The following is a 22,270-nucleotide window of genomic DNA, read 5'->3' as shown; positions in this document are numbered from 1 at the left end:
CCGTCACCAGACGGGCTCTCTGTTTTCTTTACACGGCTTCCGGGCGGGAGGGCTTCGGGAGACTTGTCAGGCCAGTGTCCACCAACTTACTATCTGGATACATGTACCCGAACCGCTATGCCACTGCAGCGGTGTTGTCAAGGCGGCCACTTCCCGATCATGCTGTTACTCTTTTCTCCCCGTTTCGCCGCTCGCCTGGCGCCCTTGCTGTTAGGGTTTGGTCTGCTGTTGCCTCACGCGCTGGCGGAAACGGCCGCAGAGAGCCGGGCGACGGCGGTCAGAGAGCTGGTGCTCGATATCCTGAGTTACACTCGCTGGCCCACCGAGCCTGCGGTGCTGCGCCTGTGTGTGGCGGCGCCGACGGAGTATGCCGGAGCCCTCTTTACCATCGATCGTCAGGCCAATGGCCGTGCCGTGCAGGTCAATCGCTACGACGCGAGTGATCCGGCCATCAGTGATAATTGCGATGTGCTCTATCTCGGCGTCGTCGACGAGCCGACCCGGATTGCGTTGTTTGCGCGCTTGCAGGGTCATTCAGTGCTCAGCATCAGCGAATACAACCACGACTGTTCCACCAGCTCGGTGTTCTGTCTGCAGACCGAGCCACAGAGTGTGCGAGTGCGGTTTAAAGTGAACCTCGATGCCCTGGCCCTGAGCGGCGTACGAGTACATCCCGCTGTGCTCAAGCTGGCCCGTGCCGACAAGGGGGTCCCATGAGGCGACAGGTCAGCGCGGATCCCCGTCTTCCGACCCTGCGTCAGAGCCTGGGGCGAACCCATCTGGTGGCCGCCATCACGGCCGTCAGCGTGGCGGGACTCTTTTTTACTCTGATTGCCTTGCTGGTAGTACGCTTCTACGCCGATCACAATCTGGAGCTGGTGGCCCGCGCAATCAGCTACAGCGCCGAGGCGGCGGTGGTGTTCCACGATGAAGAGGCAGCGAGCGAGGCGCTTGGCGGTATTGTCGCCCATGAGGAGGTGGCCGAAGCCAGTATCGTGCTGGCCAATGGTCAACAGCTCGCTAAATGGGTTCGTCCCGTCAGCAATCCGCTGGCCACAGTCGAAGATTATCTTGCCCGCCTGCTGTTACCGGGGCCGGTCACCTATCCCATGCTGCGGGGAGGTGATCAGATTGCCACCATAGAGCTGCGCGGTCATGGCGAGTATCTGTTGCTGTTCTTGCTCTCGGTGCTGCTGGTGATGGTGATTTGCCTGGTGTTGAGTGTGATGGGCGCCTTCTATGTCGCCGGGCGGATGCAGGTCGCGATCACCTCGCCACTGCGACAACTGGCACAGGTCGCCCACTCGGTGCGTCGACAACGCACTCTGGGGATGCGGGCGCCACCGGCCGATATCGTCGAGCTCAATGAACTGGGAGAGGATTTCAACGCCCTGCTGGATGAGCTGCAAGCCTGGCAGGCTCATCAGGCGCGGGAGAACGCCAGTCTGCTCCACCAGGCGACCCATGATGCGTTGACCGGGTTGCCCAACCGGGCGTTATTCGAAGCTCGCCTCGAGCATGCCATTGGCGAGGTAAGCGAGGGGGGGGCCCCGTTCGCCCTGCTTTATCTCGATTGCGATCGTTTCAAACAGATTAACGACACCCTGGGGCACAACGCCGGTGACGATGTGCTGGTGACCCTCTCCCGGCGGGTACAGCATCAGCTGCGCCCCGGAGATCTGGTCTGCCGGCTGGGGGGGGATGAGTTCGCCATACTGCTGACACCTGTGCATCTGGGGCAGGATGTGGAAGAGGTGATCGACCGCATTCAGCAGGCGATGAGTGATCCTGTGGTATTGCGGGATGGACAGCAACTGGTGGCAGGGATCAGCATCGGTTTTGCCATCCATCAACCCGGGACCCGCGCCAGCGAGCTGTGCGAGCTGGCAGACAAAGCCATGTATTTGGCAAAACGTACACGCCGTGAGGAGGTTGAGGCCGCCAAATCGGCGTGAGTCAAGGTGTAAAGGAGTCATAACAATGAAACTATCCCTCTCCATCAAGGCGGTCGTGCTGGGCCTGTTGTTCTCTCTGCTGGCGGGTTGTCAGAGCACCCCCAGGGGGTTGACCCCGGAACAGCTGGCAGTATTGAAGGAGCAAGGTTTCTATCTGACCGATGAGGGCTGGACACTGGATCTGGCCAACCGGGTGCTGTTTGCCAACAATGTGGGTGAACTCAATCCGCAGACCCGGCTGATAGTGGAAAAACTGGGCAAGGCCCTGCTTGGGGTCGGGCTCGACAAGGCGAGGGTGGATGGCCATACCGACAATACGGGCGAGAGCAGCTACAACCAGCAGCTCTCTCTGAAACGAGCCCAATCGGTGGCAGATGTGCTGATCTCGGTGGGGATGATGCCCGCCAATCTTGAGATCCGTGGCCGCGGTGAGACGGCCCCGGTTGCGGACAACAAGAGCGCAGCCGGACGAGCAGAAAACCGCCGGGTTGCCATTGTGATTGCCAACCAGTGATCTCTATCCGGCAGCATGCCGTGTGCATAACAAAAGAGCGCCCCGAGAGGCGCTCTTTTTGATCCGGCGACACTACTTCCCTGTGTCGACCTCGCTGTGCTTGCGCAAGCGGATGTTGATCATCTCCACCACCAGCGAGAAGGCCATGGCGAAGTAGATGTAGCCTTTCGGTATGTGCAGATCCATCCCCTCCGCCATCAGGGCAAACCCCACCAGGGTGAGGAAGGAGAGGGCCAGCATCTTGATGGTGGGGTGGTCATCGACGAAATCGCCAATAGACTTGGCGGCAAACATCATGATGAAGACGGCAATCATGATGGCCAGCACCATCACCGGCACGTGATCGGCCATGCCGACCGCGGTGATCACCGAGTCCAGGCTGAACACTATGTCCAGAATGGCGATCTGGATCAGGGTGCTGATAAAGCCCGAGGCCGCTTTGCTGACGCTCTCCGGCTCGGCGGCGCCTTCCAGAGTGGCGTGGATCTCGTGGGTACTCTTGCCGATAAGGAACAGACCACCCAGCAGCAGGATGAGATCGCGGCCCGAGATAGCCTCGTTCAGCACGGTGAAGAGCGGTTCGGTGAGACGCATCACCCAGGCGAGCGAGAGCAGCAACAGGATCCGGGTGCCCATGGCGAGCCCCAGACCCAGAATGCGCGCTTTTTGGCGCTGAGCCTCCGGCAGGCGACCTACCAGGATGGAGATAAAGATGATGTTGTCGATGCCCAGCACGATTTCGAGCAGGGTAAGGGTAGCGAGAGCGACCCAGGCGGAGGGATCAAGAACCCATTCCAGCATGATTGAACCTTGATTGAACATTGGTTGGAAAATTGAAGATGCGAATTCTAGCAGGGGTGCCACTGCTTGTCCCAGAGGGGCGAAAAGATAAAAATGGGGGCCATCGCAAGGGAGGCAGGCATGTTTCGATTAGGGTTCATGATTAATCCGGTCGCCGGGATTGGCGGCGCAGTGGGGCTCAAGGGGAGTGACGGCGTGGTGGATGAGGCGCTTGCTCGTGGTGCCGTGCCCAGAGCACAAGATCGAGCGCGGCAAGCCTTGTTGCCACTGTGCGAGCTGAGCATCCCGTTCGAACTGCTGACGGTGGCGGGAGAGATGGGGGAGGCGGTGGCCCGCGAGCTGGGGTTGCCCTGTCGGGTCATCTATCAACCGGTCGGGGAGAGCACCTCGGCCGATGATACCCGCCACGCCGCCGAGTTGATGCGCGAAGCCGGGGTCGATCTGCTGCTGTTTGCCGGTGGCGATGGCACGGCGCGGGATATCTGCGCCGCGGTGGGGGAGTCTTGCCATGTGCTCGGCATTCCGGCGGGGTGCAAGATCCACTCCGGCGTCTACGGGGTGACGCCCGCTGCCAGCGGGCGGGTGGTAGCGCGGATGATCGCAGGGGAACTGCTCAGCCTGATCGATGCCGAGGTGCGCGACATCGACGAGGAGGCGTTTCGCGTGGGCAAGGTGCGGGCCCGCCACTACGGCCAGCTGAAGGTGCCCGGCGATCTGCGTTACGTACAGGCGGTAAAACAGGGGGGCAAGGAGTCCGAAGAGCTGGTGTTGGCGGATCTCGCAGCCGGTGTGGTGGAGCAGATGGAGCCCGATACCCTCTATCTGATGGGCTCCGGCAGCACGGTGGCAGCCTGTATGGCTGAGCTCGGTCTGGAAAATACTTTGCTCGGTGTGGATCTGGTGGAAAATAGCCGACTTATCGGGCAGGATCTCAGCGCCGCCGAGATCCTGACCCGGATCCGCGGCCGTCGCTGCCGACTGATCATTACCCTGATAGGCGGACAGGGACATCTGTTCGGGCGCGGAAATCAGCAATTGAGTCCTGAGGTGATTCGGTGTGTCGGGCTGGACAATATCCAGGTGCTGGCAACCAAAGCCAAGCTTGCCGCCCTTGCGGGCAGGCCGCTGCTGGTGGACACCGATGATCCGCAATTAAACCGGGCGTTGCGTGGTTATCTGCGAATAACCACGGGATACAAGGATCAGGTCATCTACCCGGTGGCCAACCCGGAATAGGACGCCAAGGACGCTGCTGGCCTGGCGCCAGAGAGCCGCAATCAACCGGATTGCGGTTCCATACCCCCGAATTTTTTGCCGCAAATGAGGCTGCGTTACATGACGATTCACGATTTTGAGCACAAGTTGTTGGGACTGATCGACAGCATGGTTGCCACCGCGACCGACGATGAGCTGTTTGCGGGGGGTTACCTGCGAGGTCATATCTCATTGGCCGTTGCCCGGGCCGAGCTGGAAGGCAAGACCCTGGTGCGGGACGTCAAGAGCTATGTGCTGCGCAGCCTCAACGAGGCGATCTTGCAAGGTGAGCTATCTGAAGAGGATGAAAAACTGGTGCAGGCGATGTGGAGTCGTTTGCAACAAGATGCAGAAGCTTGATCGGATACACAATTCAAACTGAAGTTTGAGTTTATCCTTCCCCTGAAGTTAGTGAAAGGTTAATAATAAGTTTCGCCTTTTGTTTCAGGGATTAAACTATGGCCTCCTCCTCACGCATTGCCAATAAACTGCCGCTCGAGATGCTCTATCACTGGGAGCGGCAGTGTCCTGATCGAACCTACCTGCGTCAAACCATCAACCGCGAATATGTCGATTTCACCTGGGGTGAAGTGGCCGATGAAGCGCGGCGGATGGTGACGGCCTTGCGTCACCTCGGTCTGGTGGCCGGTGACAAGGTGGCGCTGCTCTCCAAGAACTGCGCCCAGTGGTTTATCGCCGATCTGGCGATGCAGATGGGGCAGTATGTGAGCGTGCCCATCTACCCGACTGCCAACGTCGATACCATCGAATATGTGCTGCGCCACAGCGAAGCCAAGGCGATCTTCGTCGGCAAGCTGGATGACTGGAAGAGTCAGGAGGCGGGCGTACCCGCCGATCTGCTGCGCATCGCCTTCCCCTATGACACCATGCCAGCCAGCCACCAGTGGGATGACCTGCTGGAGGCGCACGAGCCGATCCCTGACAGCCCGGTGCAGGCCCCTGACTCCCTGCTGAGTCTGGTCTACACCTCTGGCAGTACCGGCAAGCCGAAAGGGGCCATGCTGAGCGTCGAGCGCTACGCCTGGTCGTGCGAGAAGCTGGTGGAGACGGTGAGCCTGAGCCAGGCCGATCGGGGCTTCTCCTACCTGCCGCTGGCCCATATTACCGAGCGGGTCTACATCTATGGCGGCAGTCTCTATGGCGGCGCTACCATCGCGTTCCCCGAATCCCTCGACACCTTTATCGAAGATGTCAAACGCTGCCGTCCCACCGTCTTTATCTCGGTGCCGCGGCTGTGGGCCATGTTCCGCATCAAGATCCACGAGAAGCTGCCCCAGAACAAACTGGCGTTGCTGCTCAAGATCCCGCTTATCTCCGGCCTTATCAAACGCAAGCTGCAAAAGGGGTTGGGACTGGATCAGGCCCGGGTACTCGGCTGCGGCTCCGCGCCTGTCTCCCCTGCGCTGCTTGAGTGGTATCTGAGCATTGGCCTCAAGGTGACGGAAGCCTGGGGCATGACCGAGAACCACGCCTACTCCACCATCAACTACCCATTCCGCGCCGACAAGATCGGCACCGTCGGCAAGGCGGGGATCGGAGTGACCATCAAGATCTCTGACGAAGGGGAGATCCTCTGCCGCTGCGAAGGGATGATGCTGGGTTACTACAAGGACCCCGAACACAGCGCCGAGGCCATCGATGCCGAGGGGTGGCTCCACACCGGTGACATGGGCAAGCTGGACAAGGAGGGTTATCTCACCATCACCGGCCGGATGAAGGATGTGTTCAAGACCGCCAAGGGCAAGTATGTGGCGCCGGTGCCCATTGAGGGGCTGCTGGGTCAGGAGCCCATCATCGAACAGCTCTGTGTGATTGGGTACGGCATGCCCCAGCCCATTGCGCTGGTGCAACTGGCCGAGAGCGCCATGAAGGGCAATCGGGAGGAGGTCAACGCCAGACTGGAAGCGGCGCGGGTTCGGGTCAACGATCAGCTGGAATCTCATGCCAAAATTCGCGGCATTCTGGTAGTGAAGACACCCTGGAATATCGAGAACGGCGTGCTGACCCCCACCATGAAGATCAAGCGTCACCTGCTGGAGCAAAAGTACGCCCAGGTCGGGGATCGCTGGCCCTCATCCCAAGTGGTGGTGTGGGAGGAGTAAATCCCGTCTTTCCATAGCCTAACAAACAACAACGGCCCTTGATGGGCCGTTGTTGTTTGTTGGGCATCTCACTCGCCGCCATTTGGCGGGCAAGTGAGATGCGTGCTCCCGGTTAGATCTGTGCCAGCGCGGCGGCCAGATCGGCGATCAGATCGTCTGCATCTTCCACCCCGATGCTGAAGCGGATGAGGTCGTCATTGACCCCGGCGGCGAGGCGGCTCGCCTCGTCCATGGCTGCGTGGGTGGTACTGGCCGGATGGCAAGCGAGACTCTCGAGATCCCCCAGACTCACCGCCTGCACGAATAGTTGCAGGTTATCGAGCAGGGTGGCGCAGCGTTCAAACCCGCCTTCAAGTTCAATACTCACCATGCCGCCAAAGCCGCTGGCGAAGGCGCCGAGGGCATCGTGGCCCGGATGGTTGGCAAGCCCCGGGTAGATCACCTTCTTCACCGCCGGATGGGCCGCCAGAAACTCGGCCACTTTCTGCGCATTGTGCAGGTGGGCATCCATCCGCAGCGGCAGGGTCTTGACCCCACGCTGCAGCAGGTAGGCCTCCTGCGGGCCGATGGGAGAGCCGATGTGCTTGAGGGCCACGGTGCGGATCGACTTCATCAGAGCGTGGGAGCCCGCCACCACCCCGGCGATGATGTCGCCGTGGCCGCCCAGATATTTGGTACCGCTGTGCATCACCACGTCGACCCCGAGCTCCAGTGGGCGCAGCAGGTAGGGAGTAAGGAAGGTGTTGTCACACACTGTGATAGCGCCCACCTTGCGGGCCGCGTCCACCACCAGTCGCGGATCCACCACCTTGAGGGTGGGGTTGGTCAGGGTTTCGAACAGTACCACCTTGGTGGCGGGGCGGATATTGGCCAGCAGATCCCGGTCGCTCTCGTAGGCGGTGACCTTGATGCCGGCGCGGCTGAAGGTCTGCTTGAGGAACGCATCGGTGCCGCCGTAGAGCGGGCCTATATAGGCCACCTCATCGCCGCTGTCGGCCAGGGCATACATGATGGCGCTCACCGCCGCCATGCCGCTCGCCACCACCAGTGCTTCATCGGCACCTTCAAGCGCCGCCAGCTTCTGCTCCAGCTCGGCGGTGGTGGGGTTGCCAAAGCGGCTGTAGATAAAGCCGGGGGCCTGACCTGCGAAACGATCCTTGCCCGCTTGAGCGTTGAAGTAGCTGAAGGTGCTGCTCTGGTAGAGCGGGGTGGTGAGGGCGCCGGTCTGGGGGTCGATCCGCTGGCCGCTGTGTACGCTCATGGTTTTGAATTTCATCGTGTTGCTCCGTGATGGCCAGGCTCTGGCCATGACTTGTTTTGTTGTTCGTTGCTTGTTGTTTTTGTCAGCGCGGGTATGTGCATGCGGCTTGTGGCTTATGCATATACCCGCCTGCGGATCTTTACGCTGCTTAGGCCGTTATCGCTTCGCTTTCAGTGCGCGGGAGGCGAGCGGGTTCCACCGGCCCATAGTGCCGCGCCGCCACATCCGGGTGGGAGCGCAGCCGCCCTTTCAGCACGTTCTCCCCCACCTGATAGAAGAGCGGGTTGGTCGGGTCGCTCTCGGGCCCCTGTGCCTGCGCCGCCAGCGCGGGGGAGAGGCTGAGCAGGGGCACGGTGGCATCGAGCCGCGCCGCCATAAAGAAGGCGCAGGAGAGGCGCGAGACGCCGGGCGGCGGGCTTACCACCCGATGCAGGGTCGCCTTGAGATAGCCGTTGGAGGCCAGCTCCAGCAGCTCGCCGATATTGACCACCAGGGCTCCCGGCAGGGGGGGCGCGGAGATCCAGCCGTCGGCCGTCTCGACCTCAAGCCCCGAGTGATTGTCCTGCATCACCAGCGTCAGGTAGCCGGGATCCTTGTGGGCGCCGACCCCCTGACTGCTGCTGCCCGCCTCTTGCCCAGGGTAGTGAATCAGCTTCATGTGGTGGTAGGGGGCGCCGCGAATACTGTCGTCAAACACTTGGGCCGGTTGCTCCAGCACCTCGGCAAAAGCGGCCAGCAGGGTGAGGGTGATATCGCTCAGCCGATCTTGCCACGCCAGCAGATGGGCTTTCATCTCTGGCAGGGCGGTTGGCCACTGGTTGGGGCCGACCAGCCGCTGCCAGGGTTCACGGATCAGGGCCGCAGGCAGGGCTTGCGCCTCGTTCATGATATCGAACTGCTCACGCAGATCCGGCCGCTGGCGGGTCAGCTCGGCACCGACCCGGTTGTAGCCGCGAAAGTGGGGGCTGTTGACCATCTGCACCGCCAGCTTCTCCTGCTCCGGCAGGGCAAAGAAGCGCTCTGCCAGCGCCAGGGTTTCCCGCTGCTCGGCATCACTCAGGCCATGCCCTGTCAGATAGAAAAAGCCGACGTCGCGGGCGGCTGCGGCCAGCCTGGCCAACATAGGGCGACGCAGGTCGGGTGCCCCGTTGAGGGCAGCCAGATCGATGATCGGCAGTGGTGAATGTTCCATGTGCACCTCCTCACTCTTTCGTTATCTCTGGCGCCATCTCTTGCACTGCCTCCGCTGTTGGCAGACCTGATAAGCGGCAAACGGGATGGCGCGACAGTGTGGCGCCATCTGGGATAAAGGGGATGCTACTGTTCGGTGTTATAAGACGGAAACAACAAATTATTCTTAGTTATATACAAAATTCGAAATGGAATTCGGTGCCTGATGGGCTGAAGGTTTTTTGCGCAGCCATTGCGGGGTAAAGGGGCAACGATGAGGGGGAGAGTGATAACCAGAGGCAAGCTACCAGTGGCAAAAATGACCAAAACAGAAGGGAGGCGGATGCCTCCCTTCTGGTTGAGCGGGTGTTCACCTGACCGAAAGCACAGGCGAGTGACCGCGCATTCTGGCCTTAACCGCCTGCTGGCTCTCAGTAACCCAGGGTAAAGCGCTGGCGCAGGTGAGTCGGTTTTTCCACCTCGTTCAGCACGCCGTCGGCCAGATCACCGGCGGTGATCCCGGCAGGCTGTTCGCCGCTAAAGAGCACCTGATCGCCACCAATCCGATAGCCGCCGCGCTTCTCGCCCGGTTCGAGGAACACCGGGGGAGAGACAAAGCGCCAGTCGAGAGCGGTTTCACGGCGCAGGGCGGTGAGACCGTCACGGGCCGCCAGTGCCCCCTGTTTCCACTCGGCCGGAAACTCCGGGGTATCCACCAGTTGCACGCCGGGGGCGACCTCCAGACTGCCGGCGCCACCTACTACCAGCAGCCAGCTGTTGGCCGCTTTGGCTGCTGCGACAATCGCGTTGGCGCCCTTGAGGTACTGGTCGTAGATATCCGGTGTGGTCCAGCCCGGGTTGTAGGCGCTGATCACCCGATCGTGCCCCTTGAGCACCTCGGCCAATGCCTGCGGGTTTTGGGCATCCACCGCCACGGCGGTGACCTGCGGATGGGCGGCCACCTTGCTGACATCGCGTACGATGGCGGTGACGTGATGGCCGCGGCTGATGGCCTCGTTCAGGATGGCTGAACCGACAAAACCGCTGGCACCGATCAGGGCAATCTTCATGGGGAACTCTCCTTCACTGTTGGAATGGGGCTATCCTACGCTGCCATTTATGATTTAATAATCACCTCAAAAATGCATTTACTTATAAGCTGGATTTAATAATGGAACAGCTCAGACGTTACGCCATCTTCGCCGCCGTGGTGGAGGCGGGCAGCATGACAGGGGCGGCCAAATCCCTTGGCATGACCCCCTCTGCCGTCAGTCAGCATATCAGCCAGCTCGAAAGCCTGCTCGGGCTGCCCCTGCTCCATCGCTCCACCCGTCGCCTCAGTCTGACCGAGGCGGGAGAGGTGGTGTGGCAAGGGTGCCGGGCGTTGCAGCAGACCCTGAGCGAGACCGAGCTGCGCCTCTCGGAGGTGCGCGACGCCCTGCTCGGGGAAGTGCGGATCACCGCCCCGGTGGGGATGGCGGGCCAGCCGCTGGCTCTGGCCCTCTCGCCGCTGTTGCAGGCCCATCCCGGCCTCACCATCCAGATCATCGCCGACGACGAGAAGCGGGATCTGATTGCCGAGCGGATCGATGTGGCGCTGCGGGTCGGCACCTTGCCTGACTCGACCCTGGTGGCCCGCAAACTGGGACAGACCCGGATGCTGCTCTGCGCCGCCCCCGCCTATCTGGCGCGCAAGGGAGCGCCGCGCACGCCCGACGATCTGGCGACTCACGACTGGCTCTGTGGCGACATGCTGGGCAACGGTTTGCTGCTGCTCGATGAGAAGGGGGGCGAGCACAGGGTGAGGTTCAAGGCCAAGGTGCTCTGCAATAACGTGTTGCCCTTGCGCCAGTTTGCGCTGGCGGGGCAGGGGATCTCGCTGCAGCCGGAGGGAGAGATTGGCGAGGATCTGGCGCAGGGGCGTCTGCTCGAACTGTTGCCCGGTTTTCGGGTGGCGCCGATGGAGATCCACGCCATCACGCCGCAGCGGGAGATCCCGGAGAAGGTTCGGCGGGTGGTGGAGGCGCTGCGCAGCTACTTCGCAGGCACTTCCTGACACATATCAATGCAGCTTGGCCTAGCTGTCAGTTGGGCTCTTGCCCGCCAATGGGCTGGCGGCGCCACAGATAGAGTCCGATTGCCAGCAGCAAGCCGCCCAGAAAGAGCCAGCGAGCGCTCCCCCAATGGCCGCTGTCCGTCATCAGGGCCGCCAGCAGCAAGGGCCCCAGCAGCTGACCGAGGTTGGCGAGCTGGACAAAAAAGCCCTGCACGATGGCCAGTTGCACCGGCCCCTGACTCACTCCCTGCGCAGACGAGAGGATCGCCGGCGGCGCCATGCCACCCGAAAGGGAGAGGACGAGGCACAATCCATAGGCCCACCACGGCGACAGGCCGGGCCAGAAGGCGAGCATGCCGCACAGCGCCATCAGACCCAGTGCCCAGCAGATGAGCCGGTCTCGCGCTACGCCCCGGCGCAGCAGCCATGCCCCCATCAGGTTGCCGGGAATATTGGCGACCACCGCCAGCGCCGAAAGCAGGGCGATCTGGCTTTGGCCAATCCCGGGGCTGCCTTGCAACATGGTTGGCAGCCAGACAAAGAGCGCCCAGAGCATCAGGCTGTAGAGCGTGAACGCCAACCCGCAGCGCCAGAGTGCCTTCTGCCGGAGCACCGTGAGCTGGCGCAGCGGGTGGCCCGAGTTGATCGAGTTTTGGGGTGCCCAGACCCGCAGTTTATCTGCTGAGCGACTGGCGAGCAGAAGCAGCAGGGCAGAGAGTTGCGGGATCATCAGGAGCAGCCAGGCCAGCCGCCAGCCACCTTGCGCCGTGAGCCAGGGGGTGAGCAGCATACCCGCCGCCGCCCCGAGAGGCAGGTTGACCGCCCACAGGCTCAAGGCCAGCCGTTTATCCTCCTCCCGGGTCACCGCCACGATAAAGGCGGGCATAGCCACCGAGACCAGCAAAAAGCCAATCCCCTCGACAATGCGCGACAGCAGCATCATGGCCAGCCCGGTGGCGGGCAGCGCCAACGCACCGCCTGTGACGATAACCAAAAGCCCGACAACCCCGGTTTGCCGCCCACTCCAGCGGGTCAGCAACAGGCCGAGAAAGAGACTGCAGAGGATCGCCAGCGTATTGAAAGCTGAGGCGAGATAGCTGGCTTCAACCAGTGTCAGCCCCAGCTCGTTGCGCAGTATGCCGAGTACGGCGGGCACTTTGCCAAGGCAGAGGGCGCCGCTGGCACCGGCAAAAATGGCGAGGAAGACCAGAGGCCAGCGCGTGCTTTGTGGCTGGTGGCCAGCGAGCGTGCTCATGGCCGATATTGGCCGTTGCGCAGCCACTCATCGTTGAGCTGACCAAATTCGCCGCGCTGATAGGCATGCAGCCGATCTGCAATGGCGTCGTGGCTGTTCATGACGACGGGGCCATGTTTGACCAGGGGTTCATTGAGCGCCTGGCCTGAGAGCAGCACGAAGTGGCAGCGCTCGGTGGCCTCCAGTTGCAGAGCCACCGCCTCGCCGCCATCGGCAGGCAGGCTGACACCCATCCCGTGACCTGCCGGGATGAAGTGCCGCTCTCCCTCCGCCTGCAGGGTCAGCGATCCGGTCAGGGGATAGATCATGGCATTCCAGCCTGCCGCCAGCAGATGGGTGAAGCGGTTGCCGGGCGCGCAATGGCCATCGAGCAGGGTAAAGGGTTGGGGCAGTTCTGCCGAGTGTGGTGCCGTTATCCCGTTGCTGTGGCCTGCGACCAGCCGTACTCGCACCCCTTCGTCATGAAACTCGGGGATGGTGGCAGCGGCTGCGTGGATGGCAAAAGGCGACGCCATCTTCTGACGGGCAGGCAGGTTGACGAAGATTTGCAGGGCGTGGACATAGGGCGATGCCCCTTCCGGCTGCTCGGTATGCACGGCCCCGCGCCCGGCCGCCAGCCAGTGGAGCGCCCCCGGTTCGATGGGGCCCTGATTGCCGAGGGAGTCGTAGTTGACGTGGGGGCTCGTCGAATCCTCGAACAGATAGGTGACGGCAGAGATCCCGGCGTGGGGATGGGGCTCGAAGGTGGGGGCGGTCATCTGGAAGTGATCCGCCATCACCACGGGGTCTATCAGACCGTTGAAAAAGTGTTCGCCAAAATGGCTGGCTTCAAAGCCGCTGCCAATGCGCAGCGGTTGGCCCTTGACGGGGGCGGAGAGAGTCAGGCGTCTGGTCATCGATATAACCTCTTGAAGACATAAAGAAGCCTTCGGTCATCTGACCGAAGGCGGGCGAGTTACGACTTCTTGGCACCCTCTTGCATCTGCCACACCAGGGTGGCGAAAGGCATGTCGAGGGCGTTGTAGACATCGTGCGCCTTGGGGTCGACGTTGCTGCGTAGCATCTCGACCGCGGCAGAGGCGTAGTCGGTGACCGGGATACCGGCCCCCAGCAAGCGTTGCAGCCCAGTGGTGCGCTTGGCTTCGTTGAAGGTGCCGGAAGCATCGAGCACCACCCGGGCATCATAGCCGGCAGCCTTGGCAGAGAGGGCCGGGAAGCTGGCGCAGATCTCGAGGGATACCCCGGCGATGATCAGCTGTTTGCGGCCGGTCTTCTCAATGGCGGCGTGCACGGCGGGATCGTCCCAGGCGTTGATGACGGTGCGGTTGATCACCTTCACATCCGGCAGGGCACTGGTCAGTTCGGGCATGGTGGGGCCCCACATGCCATCGGGCATGGTCGCGGTCACGATCACCGGCACGCCGAGGGCGCGGGCGGCGTTGGCCAGCGCCACCACGTTGTGCTTGAGCTCGCCCACCGTGGTGTCGCGCACGCCGCTCAGCAAGCCGACCTGATGGTCGACCAGCAGCAGTACCGCATTGTCTCGGGAGAGCATCTCCAGATAGCGGTTGGGTGATACAGTCGGATGGCTGGCAGCCTCGGCAGCTATAGCCGGTGTCGCTGTGGTGGCCAGCGTGGCAGTCAGGGTCGCCAGACCGAGCAGGGTGGCAGAGCAGATTTGTCGCAGTTTCATGGTGAACTCCTTGTGATATCGGAACAGTCAAACGGCCCTTGCTGGTGCGGCGGATTGCCCGCGCAGCAACCGTCTGATGGGGACAGGGCCATTATGATGGCTGCAAAAATGGCGACAATCTGGTGAAATAGGTTCTTATCGTTCCATGAATGGAACGATGTAAATGCACCTCACCCTGACCAAGGCTGCCCGATGACACCACTGGAACTTGATTTGAATGATCTCTATCTCTTCACCCATGTGGTACAGCGACAGGGATTCACTGCCGCTGCGCGGGCGCTTGGCGTGCCCAAGTCGCGGATCTCGCGCCGGATCCGGCTGCTGGAGGAGCGGCTGGATACCCGTCTGCTGCAACGTACCTCACGCCAGCTCAGCCTGACCGATGCCGGTGAGGTGCTCTATCGCCACTGTCAGGCGATGCTGGCCGAGGCGCAGGCCGGAGAGGCGGCTGTGCGGCAACGGCAGCAGGAGCCGAGCGGTCTGGTGCGGATCAGCGTGCCCATTACCATTGCCGATGCGCTGCTTGCTCGCTTGCTGCCCGCTTTTATGGCGCAATACCCCAAGGTGAGGCTCGCCGTGCAAGCCAGCAACCGGCAGGTGGATCTGCTGGAGGAGGGGCTGGATGTGGTGATCCGCGGGGTGGCCTTCGAGCAGCCCCCCTCCAGCTTGGTGCAGGTGCCGCTCTGTACGGTGCAGTGGGGCGTGCTGGCGACCCCGGCGTGGCTCTCGCGCCACAATGCGCTGGCGCATCCACGGCAGCTGGAAGGAGAGGATGCCCTACTTTTCAGCTCGCTGGAGCGTCAGGCCGATCTGCTGCGGCTGCGGCACGACAGTGGGGAGAGTGAGGAGGTGGTGGTCAATGTGCTGCTGCGCAGCGACAATGTGCAAACCCTCAAACAGGCGGCGCTGGCGGGGCTCGGGATGGTGGGCTTGCCACTTTACGCCTGTGTGAGTGAGTTGGCGGATGGGCGGCTGCAACAACTGCTGCCCGAGTGGCGTCCCAAAGATGGCAAGCTGGTGATGCTCTATCCCGCGCGGCGCGGTCTGTCACCGGCGGTCAGGGCCCTCATCGACTTCATCAAGGTGCAGTTGCCTGCACTGCTGGCAGAGGTCGGTCAGCCACGCTGAGGAGAGCTATCCCTCCATCTTGCGGCGAATGCGCTCGAACAGGCTCTGCAGGCAGGCTTGATCCCGATCGGCGGCCCGCACCGCGCCGTACATATGGCGACGGATACCGCTGCCGAGGGGGCGGGCGCAGAGCATCCCCTGTCTGACAAACTCGTCGCTGGCCCAGCGTGGCAAGGCGGCGACGCCGAGGCCGGCGGCGGCCATCTGCAGCATCACCGAGGTGTTGTCCACCGGCTTGCAGCGGGCGGGCTCCACCCCGGCGGGTTGCAAAAAGCGGCTGAAGATATCCATGCGGCTGCGCTCCACCGGATAGACCAGCAGCACCTCCGGCCCCAGATCGCTCGGCTCGATGCGGCTCTGGTGGCAGAGGGGGTGATACGGCGCCATCACCAGAGTCAGATCGAAGGCAAACAGCGGCTCGAAGTGGAGATCGCCGCGGGCCTGCACATCGGAGGTGAGCAGCAGGTCGAGCTGGCCGCCGAGCAGGGCATTGATGGCATCAAAGCCCGGCACCGACTCCACCTCCAGATCCACCCCAGGCCACTGGCGGCGAAAATCTGGCAATAGCGGCAGTAGCCACTGGATGCAGCTGTGGCAATCGAGCGCCAGATGCAGCCTGCCCGCATCGCCGCTCTGCAAGGCCTGCAACTGCTTCTCGGTCTGGGCCAGGGCGGGCAGTACCTGACGGGCGAGGGCGAGCAGCTGGCTGCCTGCCGCGGTCAGCACCAGCGGGCGGCTTTTGCGCAGGTAAAGCTCCAGATTGAGGCGGGTCTCCAGCTCTTTGAGCTGGTGGGAGAGGGCGGACTGGGTGAGGTTGAGGGTCAGCGCCGCACCGGCCAGCGAGCCCTGCTCGGCCAGCGCGGTCAATGTTTTCAAGTGTTTGATCTCTATCCCTGCATTGCTTGGCACTGCCATAAGATGGCTCCTTGTGAGATTGCGTATGGCGCTGAGGTTGCGGCCGGCGGTTACCCTGCTGCGTTTCTTGACTCCGCCACCTTTTGCACCTGTAAAAATCGGCCTCTGTATCCTCGCGGTGAACCTGATTGGCGGTCAGTTGAGGATTATTTGAGAGCCACTTGAAGAGGATTCAATAGCCAGCGTCACCTTATCTTGTCATTTTGGATGTGTAAACATCTGGATGGCTAAACCATCCAGTTTCCATCAGATGAATGAGCATAAGGAAATGAACCTATGACACGAGCACACACCCTGGGCTTCCCCCGTATCGGCGCCAAGCGCGAGCTGAAATTTGCCCTCGAATCCTACTGGCGTGGCGAGACCACTCAGGCCGAACTCGTTGCCGTGGGCAAGACGCTGCGTGAACGCCACTGGCAGGCCCAGCACGGCGCCGGGGTCAATCTGCTGCCGGTGGGCGACTTTGCCTGGTATGATCAGGTGCTCGGCACCAGCCTGCTGGTGGATGCGGTGCCTGCCCGTCACCGTCATGGCGAGACCGATCTCGACACCCTGTTCCGGGTGGCCCGCGGTCGTGCGCCGACCGGCCCGGCGGCGGCTGCCGCCGAGATGACCAAATGGTTCAACACCAACTATCACTATCTGGTGCCTGAATTCAGCCGTGATCAGCGCTTCAAGCTGGGCTGGCGCCAGCTGTTTGACGAGGTCGAAGAGGCCAAGTCGCTGGGGCTGCCGGTCAAGGCGGTGCTGCTGGGGCCGGTCTCTTATCTGTGGCTCGGCAAGGAGAAAGAGAGCGGCTTCTCCCGCCTTGAACTGCTCGATCGCCTGCTCATCGTCTATCAGGAGATCCTGGCCAAGTTGGCCGCCCAGGGAGTGGAGTGGATACAGATCGATGAACCTGCGCTGACGCTGGACTTGCCGGACGAGTGGCGGCTGGCCTACCTCAACGCCTACGAGCGCTTGAGCGGCCCCTGCAAGCTGTTGCTCACCACCTATTTCGGCTCGGTGGCCCATCAGCGCGACATCATCACCAGCCTCAAGGTAGATGGCCTGCATCTGGATCTGGTGGCCGCCCCCGAGCAGCTGGAGACCCTGTTGCCGCATCTGCCCGCCCAGTGGGTCATCTCAGCCGGGGTGATCAACGGCCGCAACGTCTGGCGTGCCAATCTGGCCAAGCTGGCGCCGACTCTGAAGGCACTGAAAGCCAAACTCGGCGAGCGGCTCTGGGTGGCCTCATCCTGCTCATTGCTGCACAGCCCGGTGGATTTGACTCTGGAGCAGGAGCTGGATCCCCAGACCCGCAGCTGGTTCGCCTTCGCCTTGCAAAAATGTTTCGAGTTGGGACTGCTCAGAGAGTATCTGGATGGGGGCGAGCTCGACAAAATCACCGCCTACAGCCAGCCCATCGTGGATCGGGAGTCCGACAGCCGGGTGCACAAAAAAGCGGTGCAGTCACGGCTCGCCAGCCTCACCAACAGCGATTTTGATCGCCACAGCCCCTATCCGGTCAGGGCCGAGCTGCAGCGCTCGGATCTCAAGCTGCCGCTGCTGCCCACCACCACCATCGGCTCCTTCCCGCAGACCTCCCAGATCCGGGTGTTGCGGCAGGATTGGCGCTCCGGTCGCATCGATGACAGTGCCTACGAGGCTGGCATTAAGGCCGAGATCCGCGATGCCATCGCGCGTCAGGAGGCCATCGGGCTGGATGTGTTGGTACATGGTGAGGCTGAGCGCAACGACATGGTGGAGTATTTCGGTGAGCTGCTGGATGGCTTTGCCATCACCCGCTTCGGTTGGGTACAGAGCTATGGCTCCCGCTGCGTCAAGCCGCCGGTGATCACCCGCGATATTGACCGCCCGACTCCCATGACGCTCGAATGGACCCGATTTGCCCAGAGCCTGACCGACAAGCCGGTGAAGGGTATGCTGACTGGCCCTGTGACCATCCTCTGCTGGTCCTTCCCGCGGGAAGATGTGAGCCGCGAGCAGTCCGCCCTGCAAATCGGGCTGGCCATTCGCGACGAGGTGGCTGACTTGGAAGCCGCCGGCATCAAGATCATCCAGATCGACGAACCGGCGATCCGCGAAGGCTTGCCCCTGCGCAAGCAGGATCATCAGGCCTATCTCGACTGGGCGGTGCGCGCCTTCCGTCTGAGCGCAAGCCCGGTGGCGGACCGCACCCAGATCCACACCCACATGTGCTACAGCGACTTCAACCTCATCATCGAGGCGGTGGCGGCGCTGGATGCGGATGTGATCACCATCGAGACCAGCCGCAGCCAGATGCAGCTGCTCGAAGCGTTCGAACGCTTCAACTACCCCAACGAGATTGGCCCGGGCGTCTACGACATCCACTCGCCGAACGTGCCGAGCCAGAGCTGGATTGAGGGGTTGCTGCGCAAGGCGGCCAAGCAGATCCCGGCCGAGCGGCTCTGGGTCAACCCGGATTGCGGCCTCAAGACCCGGGGCTGGGAAGAGACTGAGGCCGCCCTCAAGGTGATGGTCGATGCCACCAGGGCGCTGCGGGCCGAGCTGGCGTAACCGGCTAGCCGTGACCGCCATCGGTAAGGTGGCGTGCTGACAAACGAACGAGAGAGGGGAAGCCATTGCTTCCTCTCTCTTTTTTCGTTGGCCACTTTTCCACTGGATCCTGAACCTTGCCGCAGCCCGCTTTGCACTAGGCTCAGAGTTGGCAGAAGTGGATGGAGTCGCGGCCATGAGAGTCAGTCTGGGGAGCGCAATCCTGTGGGGATTGCTGATGTGGCAGAGTGCATGGGCGGCACCAGCGGCCGAGTTGAAGATGGTCTACTTTGACGACTTTGCCCCATATTCGTGGCGTGACGAACAGGGCAGGATGCGCGGGCTGATGATAGACGTGATGGATCGGGTGGCAGCGCAGATGGGGCTGCGGGTGCGCCATGAAGGTTATCCGTGGCAACGGGCGCAAAAACTGGTGCGGATGGCGCAGGCCGATGGCTTTGTCACCATCGCCACCCGGGAGCGCCGCTCTTACACATTGGTGGTGGAGGAGCCCGTTACCACGACGGTTTTGACGGTATTTACCCGGCTTGGCCACCCCCGGATGAGCGATTTTCAGCGTGCCAGCCGCTTGAGCGACTTCAAATCACTTACCTTTCTCGACTATTTCGGTAACGGCTGGGGCAAGGAGAACCTGGCGGGCTTCACCGTTCATCACACCATCAATGTCGATAATGTTTTCAAAATGCTGGCGGCGGGTCGGGGGGACCTGATGGTGACCGACCCACTGGTGGCACGTTTCAAACTCAACCAGCTGGGATTGTCCGGGCAGGTGGTCGAGGTGCCGCTGCAGCTTGCCTCTACCCCGTTCAATCTCTGCATCGGCAAGCACTCCCGCTTCAATACCCGGATAACCGAGTTCAACCGTGCCCTGCAACAGCTGCGACAAAGCGGCGAGTTGGCGCGTATCGTCGAACGCTATCGTTGATGCGTTGCCGCCATCTGCTGTTTGCCATCGGCGTGTCTATCTTGGCGTCATATCGGCGATGGTTGCCCAGAAGGCATCGATCAAGGGCCCCTTGCTGTGGGGCGGACGGATAAGGCCAATGGTCCAGCAGGCTTCCCCATCTCTAAGGGGGAGGGTGAGTACATCCGGGTGCTCTATGGTGGTGGAGGAGGGGACCAGGGTCCAGGCGATCTCTGCCGCCGCGGTGGCGACGCCTGCGGCGAAGTCGTTGACGTACTGGATATCGCGAAAACGCAGCCCGCTCTGGGCCAGATAGTTCATCAGGTGATCGTAAAACGACGGGGCCTTGTCCCGACGCAGGATCGCCAGCGGCTTGTCCACCAGATCCGCCAACTCCCTCACATCGCGGTAGCTGGCGGGCAGTACGGCGACAAAGTGGGCTTCGACCACCGGCAGGGCGTGCCACCCCTTGGGGGCGGGCAGGCGGCAAAAACCGAGATCCAGCTTGCCTTCACTGAGCGCCAGCAGCTGGTGGTGGGTGGAGAGATCGTTGAGCTCGATGGTCACTTGCGGCCGCTCGGCGCGAAAACGGGCGATGGCCGCGGGCACCAGGATTTTGGTGGCCACGCCAAAGCCGATGCGCAGGGTGCCGACATTGCCCGCCAGCACGTCGCGGGCGGTGCGCGAGAGCTGCTCGCTCTGGATGACCACAGCGCGGGCATCCTCATACAGCGCCCTGCCCAGTCCGGTGAGGCGAGTGGTACTGGCGTTGCGCTCGAACAGCTCGCCGCCCAGCTCCTCCTCCAGCCGCCTGATCTGTTTGCTCAGGGCCGACTGGGTAACGTGTTGACGTACCGCCGCCTGGCCGAAGTGCAGTACCTCCCCCAGAGTGACGAAGGCTTTCAGATCCCGTAGCTCCATCAGGGCTCCTTTCATTCCTGTTGGGAATGTTGAGTGGTCAAATTTGTCATTGGACGGAATTTTAGAAGTGAAGGATGCTTATGCCAATTCATTTCGGGTGCCCCGACAGGGGGCATCGAGTTATCAGAGATGGTTGACACCATCAGCGCAGAAGGAGCAACACCAGGTGCATCACCACAAGTTCAACGACTTCCCGAGCGATTTTCTGTGGGGTGCCGCCTCCGCCGCCTATCAGGTGGAGGGGGGGTGGAATGCCGATGGCAAGGGGCCCTCGGTGTGGGATCTCTTCACCAAGCTGCCGGGCAAGACCTTTGAGGGGAGCAACGGCGATGTGGCGGTGGATCACTACCACCGCATGGAAGAGGACGTGGCGCTGATGGCCGAGATGGGGCTCAAGGCTTACCGCTTCTCGGTGAGCTGGCCGCGCATCTATCCCACCGGTCGGGGGGAGGTGAACGAGGCGGGTCTGGCCTTCTACGAGAAGCTGATCGACACCCTCTTGGCCCACCAGATCGAGCCGGTACTGACCCTTTATCACTGGGATCTGCCGCAGGCGCTGCAGGATGAGTACGGCGGTTGGGAAGACCGACGCATTATCGAGGATTTCGAGCGCTACTGCGTGACCCTCTATCAGCGCTTTGCCGGCAAGGTGAAGTACTGGGTGTCGCTTAACGAGCAGAACTACAACCTGACTAACGCCTATCAGCTCGGCACCCATCCGCCCGCTGTGCAGGATCGCAAGCGCTTCTTTGCCGCCAACCATATCGCGTTTTTGGCCAACGCCCGGGTGATCAAGGCGTTTCGCCAGCATGTGCCAAATGGCCTCATCGGCCCGAGCTTTGCTTACTCTCCTGCCTATCCGGCGTCGTGCGATCCGAAAGATATGCTGGCCTACGAGAACGCCGAGGAGTTCAACAACCTCTGGTGGCTGGATGCCTACTGCTTTGGCCGCTATCCGCAGGCGGCGCTCGCTTACTTGCGGGAAAACGGTGAGGCGCCGGAGATCCTGCCGGGCGATATGGAGCTGCTGCGCGAGGGGACGCCCGACTACATCGGCGTCAACTACTACTACACCCTGACCTACACCGATAACCCCTTGGGCGGTCAGACCCTGCAGCGGATCAACACCACCGGCAAGAAGGGTACTACGCCATCGAGCGGCATCCCCGGCCTCTACAAGACGGCGCCCAATCCGCACCTGGAAACCAGCAACTGGGACTGGGCCATCGACCCGACCGGGATGCGCATCGCGTTGCGTCGCCTCTCTTCCCGTTATGGTCTGCCGCTGATGATCACCGAGAACGGTCTTGGCGAGTTCGACAAGCTGGAGGCGGGCGACAAAGTGAACGATGAGTACCGCATCGATTACCTGCGCAGCCACGTAAAGGCGTGCCAGGAGGCGATGCAGGATGGGGTGGAATTGCTCGGCTACTGCGCCTGGTCGTTCACCGACATCCTGAGCTGGCTCAACGGCTACCAGAAGCGCTACGGCTTCGTCTATGTGGAGCGTGACGAGCAGGGGGGCTCCCTTCGCCGGATCAAGAAGGCGAGCTTCCACTGGTACAGCCAGGTGATCGCCAGCCAGGGCAAGCAGCTCTGACGGTTTATCGCGTCGCGTAACCAGGGGGCCCGGGCAATCCCCGGGCCCGTGCTGTTTGTGGCGGGGGAGAGGGGGCAAGCCGGTTTCTCACCGTGCGACTCATCCCTGTTTGCTGATTTTTGTCCTGCCAAAGCTGCCGACCCCTGCTATTATCTGCGGCCGAACATGAGCCAATAAAA

General features: G+C 62.0%; 20 protein-coding genes. 11 read left to right on the top strand and 9 right to left on the bottom strand.

The window, feature by feature from the left end:
• The first annotated feature begins 159 nt into the window (after positions 1-159).
• Genes G5168_RS11960 through G5168_RS11950 form a run of 3 tightly spaced genes read left to right on the top strand, consistent with a single transcriptional unit; the run spans position 160 to position 2,469 of the window.
• Positions 160-717, top strand: a complete 558-nt coding sequence (locus G5168_RS11960) for a YfiR family protein (protein WP_227342662.1) — start codon at positions 160-162, stop codon at positions 715-717.
• The gene (locus tag G5168_RS11955; RefSeq protein ID WP_227342664.1) at positions 714-1,955 is read left to right on the top strand and encodes a diguanylate cyclase domain-containing protein; all 1,242 of its coding nucleotides are present in this window, start codon (positions 714-716) and stop codon (positions 1,953-1,955) included. The genes G5168_RS11960 and G5168_RS11955 overlap by 4 nt, the downstream gene beginning before the upstream one ends.
• 25 nt (positions 1,956-1,980) lie before the next feature.
• Positions 1,981-2,469 carry an OmpA family protein gene (locus G5168_RS11950; RefSeq protein WP_227342665.1) on the top strand — a complete coding sequence of 163 codons (489 nt, stop codon included), beginning with the start codon at positions 1,981-1,983 and terminating at the stop codon, positions 2,467-2,469.
• Positions 2,470-2,541: 72 nt separating this feature from the next.
• Here G5168_RS11950 and G5168_RS11945 read toward each other — a convergent pair whose 3' ends face one another.
• Positions 2,542-3,270 (bottom strand): TerC family protein, encoded by a 729-nt coding sequence (locus tag G5168_RS11945; RefSeq protein WP_227342667.1) that lies wholly within the window; start codon positions 3,268-3,270, stop codon positions 2,542-2,544.
• 120 nt (positions 3,271-3,390) lie between these two features.
• On the opposite strand from G5168_RS11945, the gene G5168_RS11940 reads away from it, so the two are divergent.
• From G5168_RS11940 to G5168_RS11930, 3 genes are all read left to right on the top strand, one after another.
• Positions 3,391-4,506: an ATP-NAD kinase family protein gene (locus tag G5168_RS11940; RefSeq protein WP_227342669.1), complete on the top strand. Its 1,116-nt coding sequence runs from the start codon at positions 3,391-3,393 to the stop codon at positions 4,504-4,506.
• Between the two features lie 99 nt (positions 4,507-4,605).
• Positions 4,606-4,884, top strand: a complete 279-nt coding sequence (locus tag G5168_RS11935; protein WP_005333639.1) for a YfcL family protein — start codon at positions 4,606-4,608, stop codon at positions 4,882-4,884.
• Positions 4,885-4,982: 98 nt separating this feature from the next.
• On the top strand, positions 4,983-6,647 hold the full coding sequence (locus G5168_RS11930) for an AMP-binding protein (RefSeq protein ID WP_005333638.1): 1,665 nt from the start codon (positions 4,983-4,985) through the stop codon (positions 6,645-6,647).
• Positions 6,648-6,759: 112 nt separating this feature from the next.
• On the opposite strand, the gene G5168_RS11925 is transcribed toward G5168_RS11930, so the two are convergent.
• The 3 genes from G5168_RS11925 to G5168_RS11915 all read right to left on the bottom strand — a co-directional run bounded on the left by G5168_RS11925 (position 6,760) and on the right by G5168_RS11915 (position 10,148).
• A complete protein-coding gene (locus tag G5168_RS11925) occupies positions 6,760-7,923 on the bottom strand; it encodes a trans-sulfuration enzyme family protein (protein ID WP_227273826.1) in 1,164 nt (387 codons plus the stop codon).
• Between the two features lie 133 nt (positions 7,924-8,056).
• Positions 8,057-9,100 carry an isopenicillin N synthase family dioxygenase gene (locus G5168_RS11920; protein WP_421252260.1) on the bottom strand — a complete coding sequence of 348 codons (1,044 nt, stop codon included), beginning with the start codon at positions 9,098-9,100 and terminating at the stop codon, positions 8,057-8,059.
• Between the two features lie 409 nt (positions 9,101-9,509).
• The gene (locus G5168_RS11915) at positions 9,510-10,148 is read right to left on the bottom strand and encodes an NAD(P)-dependent oxidoreductase (protein WP_227342672.1); all 639 of its coding nucleotides are present in this window, start codon (positions 10,146-10,148) and stop codon (positions 9,510-9,512) included.
• Between the two features lie 101 nt (positions 10,149-10,249).
• Here G5168_RS11915 and G5168_RS11910 point away from each other — a divergent pair, with 101 nt between their 5' ends.
• Entirely contained in the window at positions 10,250-11,134 is an 885-nt protein-coding gene (locus tag G5168_RS11910) for a LysR family transcriptional regulator (protein ID WP_421252259.1), read from the top strand.
• Positions 11,135-11,162: 28 nt separating this feature from the next.
• Here G5168_RS11910 and G5168_RS11905 read toward each other — a convergent pair whose 3' ends face one another.
• The 3 genes from G5168_RS11905 to G5168_RS11895 are packed head-to-tail and all read right to left on the bottom strand — an operon-like array spanning position 11,163 to position 14,082.
• Positions 11,163-12,389, bottom strand: coding sequence for a CynX/NimT family MFS transporter (locus G5168_RS11905; RefSeq protein WP_421252258.1), 1,227 nt, complete (start codon positions 12,387-12,389; stop codon positions 11,163-11,165).
• Entirely contained in the window at positions 12,386-13,285 is a 900-nt protein-coding gene (locus G5168_RS11900) for a pirin family protein (protein ID WP_421252257.1), read from the bottom strand. The genes G5168_RS11905 and G5168_RS11900 overlap by 4 nt, the downstream gene beginning before the upstream one ends.
• A 59-nt stretch (positions 13,286-13,344) precedes the next feature.
• A complete protein-coding gene (locus tag G5168_RS11895; RefSeq protein WP_227342679.1) occupies positions 13,345-14,082 on the bottom strand; it encodes an isochorismatase family protein in 738 nt (245 codons plus the stop codon).
• A 192-nt stretch (positions 14,083-14,274) separates the two neighbouring features.
• Between G5168_RS11895 and G5168_RS11890 the strand changes: the two genes are divergently transcribed.
• Entirely contained in the window at positions 14,275-15,210 is a 936-nt protein-coding gene (locus G5168_RS11890; protein WP_227342681.1) for a LysR substrate-binding domain-containing protein, read from the top strand.
• A 6-nt stretch (positions 15,211-15,216) separates the two neighbouring features.
• On the opposite strand, the gene G5168_RS11885 is transcribed toward G5168_RS11890, so the two are convergent.
• A complete protein-coding gene (locus G5168_RS11885; RefSeq protein ID WP_227342682.1) occupies positions 15,217-16,125 on the bottom strand; it encodes a LysR substrate-binding domain-containing protein in 909 nt (302 codons plus the stop codon).
• 276 nt (positions 16,126-16,401) lie between these two features.
• Between G5168_RS11885 and metE the strand changes: the two genes are divergently transcribed.
• Both metE and G5168_RS11875 read left to right on the top strand, forming a co-directional pair.
• Positions 16,402-18,666, top strand: coding sequence for a 5-methyltetrahydropteroyltriglutamate--homocysteine S-methyltransferase (gene metE / locus G5168_RS11880; protein ID WP_421172569.1), 2,265 nt, complete (start codon positions 16,402-16,404; stop codon positions 18,664-18,666).
• Positions 18,667-18,841: 175 nt separating this feature from the next.
• Positions 18,842-19,591 (top strand): substrate-binding periplasmic protein, encoded by a 750-nt coding sequence (locus G5168_RS11875; RefSeq protein WP_120414108.1) that lies wholly within the window; start codon positions 18,842-18,844, stop codon positions 19,589-19,591.
• A 36-nt stretch (positions 19,592-19,627) separates the two neighbouring features.
• On the opposite strand, the gene G5168_RS11870 is transcribed toward G5168_RS11875, so the two are convergent.
• Positions 19,628-20,491 (bottom strand): LysR family transcriptional regulator, encoded by an 864-nt coding sequence (locus tag G5168_RS11870; protein WP_021231364.1) that lies wholly within the window; start codon positions 20,489-20,491, stop codon positions 19,628-19,630.
• A 166-nt stretch (positions 20,492-20,657) separates the two neighbouring features.
• Here G5168_RS11870 and G5168_RS11865 point away from each other — a divergent pair, with 166 nt between their 5' ends.
• Positions 20,658-22,091 (top strand): glycoside hydrolase family 1 protein, encoded by a 1,434-nt coding sequence (locus tag G5168_RS11865; protein ID WP_021231363.1) that lies wholly within the window; start codon positions 20,658-20,660, stop codon positions 22,089-22,091.
• Positions 22,092-22,270 lie beyond the last annotated feature (179 nt).

It is taken from the genome of Aeromonas sp. 600724 (genome assembly GCF_049175135.1).
Classification (GTDB): domain Bacteria; phylum Pseudomonadota; class Gammaproteobacteria; order Enterobacterales; family Aeromonadaceae; genus Aeromonas; species Aeromonas veronii_A.
The sequence above is the reverse complement of the archived record's forward strand: the minus strand, read 5'-3'. Positions and strand labels throughout refer to the sequence as shown.

Coding starts and splice junctions, on each gene's coding strand:
- G5168_RS11960 (WP_227342662.1), top strand. CDS start 160: ATGCTGTTACTCTTTTCTCCCCGTTTCGCCGCTCGCCTGGCGCCCTTG.
- G5168_RS11955 (WP_227342664.1), top strand. CDS start 714: ATGAGGCGACAGGTCAGCGCGGATCCCCGTCTTCCGACCCTGCGTCAG.
- G5168_RS11950 (WP_227342665.1), top strand. CDS start 1,981: ATGAAACTATCCCTCTCCATCAAGGCGGTCGTGCTGGGCCTGTTGTTC.
- G5168_RS11945 (WP_227342667.1), bottom strand. CDS start 3,270: ATGCTGGAATGGGTTCTTGATCCCTCCGCCTGGGTCGCTCTCGCTACC.
- G5168_RS11940 (WP_227342669.1), top strand. CDS start 3,391: ATGTTTCGATTAGGGTTCATGATTAATCCGGTCGCCGGGATTGGCGGC.
- G5168_RS11935 (WP_005333639.1), top strand. CDS start 4,606: ATGACGATTCACGATTTTGAGCACAAGTTGTTGGGACTGATCGACAGC.
- G5168_RS11930 (WP_005333638.1), top strand. CDS start 4,983: ATGGCCTCCTCCTCACGCATTGCCAATAAACTGCCGCTCGAGATGCTC.
- G5168_RS11925 (WP_227273826.1), bottom strand. CDS start 7,923: ATGAAATTCAAAACCATGAGCGTACACAGCGGCCAGCGGATCGACCCC.
- G5168_RS11920 (WP_421252260.1), bottom strand. CDS start 9,100: ATGGAACATTCACCACTGCCGATCATCGATCTGGCTGCCCTCAACGGG.
- G5168_RS11915 (WP_227342672.1), bottom strand. CDS start 10,148: ATGAAGATTGCCCTGATCGGTGCCAGCGGTTTTGTCGGTTCAGCCATC.
- G5168_RS11910 (WP_421252259.1), top strand. CDS start 10,250: ATGGAACAGCTCAGACGTTACGCCATCTTCGCCGCCGTGGTGGAGGCG.
- G5168_RS11905 (WP_421252258.1), bottom strand. CDS start 12,389: ATGAGCACGCTCGCTGGCCACCAGCCACAAAGCACGCGCTGGCCTCTG.
- G5168_RS11900 (WP_421252257.1), bottom strand. CDS start 13,285: ATGACCAGACGCCTGACTCTCTCCGCCCCCGTCAAGGGCCAACCGCTG.
- G5168_RS11895 (WP_227342679.1), bottom strand. CDS start 14,082: ATGAAACTGCGACAAATCTGCTCTGCCACCCTGCTCGGTCTGGCGACC.
- G5168_RS11890 (WP_227342681.1), top strand. CDS start 14,275: ATGACACCACTGGAACTTGATTTGAATGATCTCTATCTCTTCACCCAT.
- G5168_RS11885 (WP_227342682.1), bottom strand. CDS start 16,125: ATGGCAGTGCCAAGCAATGCAGGGATAGAGATCAAACACTTGAAAACA.
- metE (WP_421172569.1), top strand. CDS start 16,402: ATGACACGAGCACACACCCTGGGCTTCCCCCGTATCGGCGCCAAGCGC.
- G5168_RS11875 (WP_120414108.1), top strand. CDS start 18,842: ATGAGAGTCAGTCTGGGGAGCGCAATCCTGTGGGGATTGCTGATGTGG.
- G5168_RS11870 (WP_021231364.1), bottom strand. CDS start 20,491: ATGGAGCTACGGGATCTGAAAGCCTTCGTCACTCTGGGGGAGGTACTG.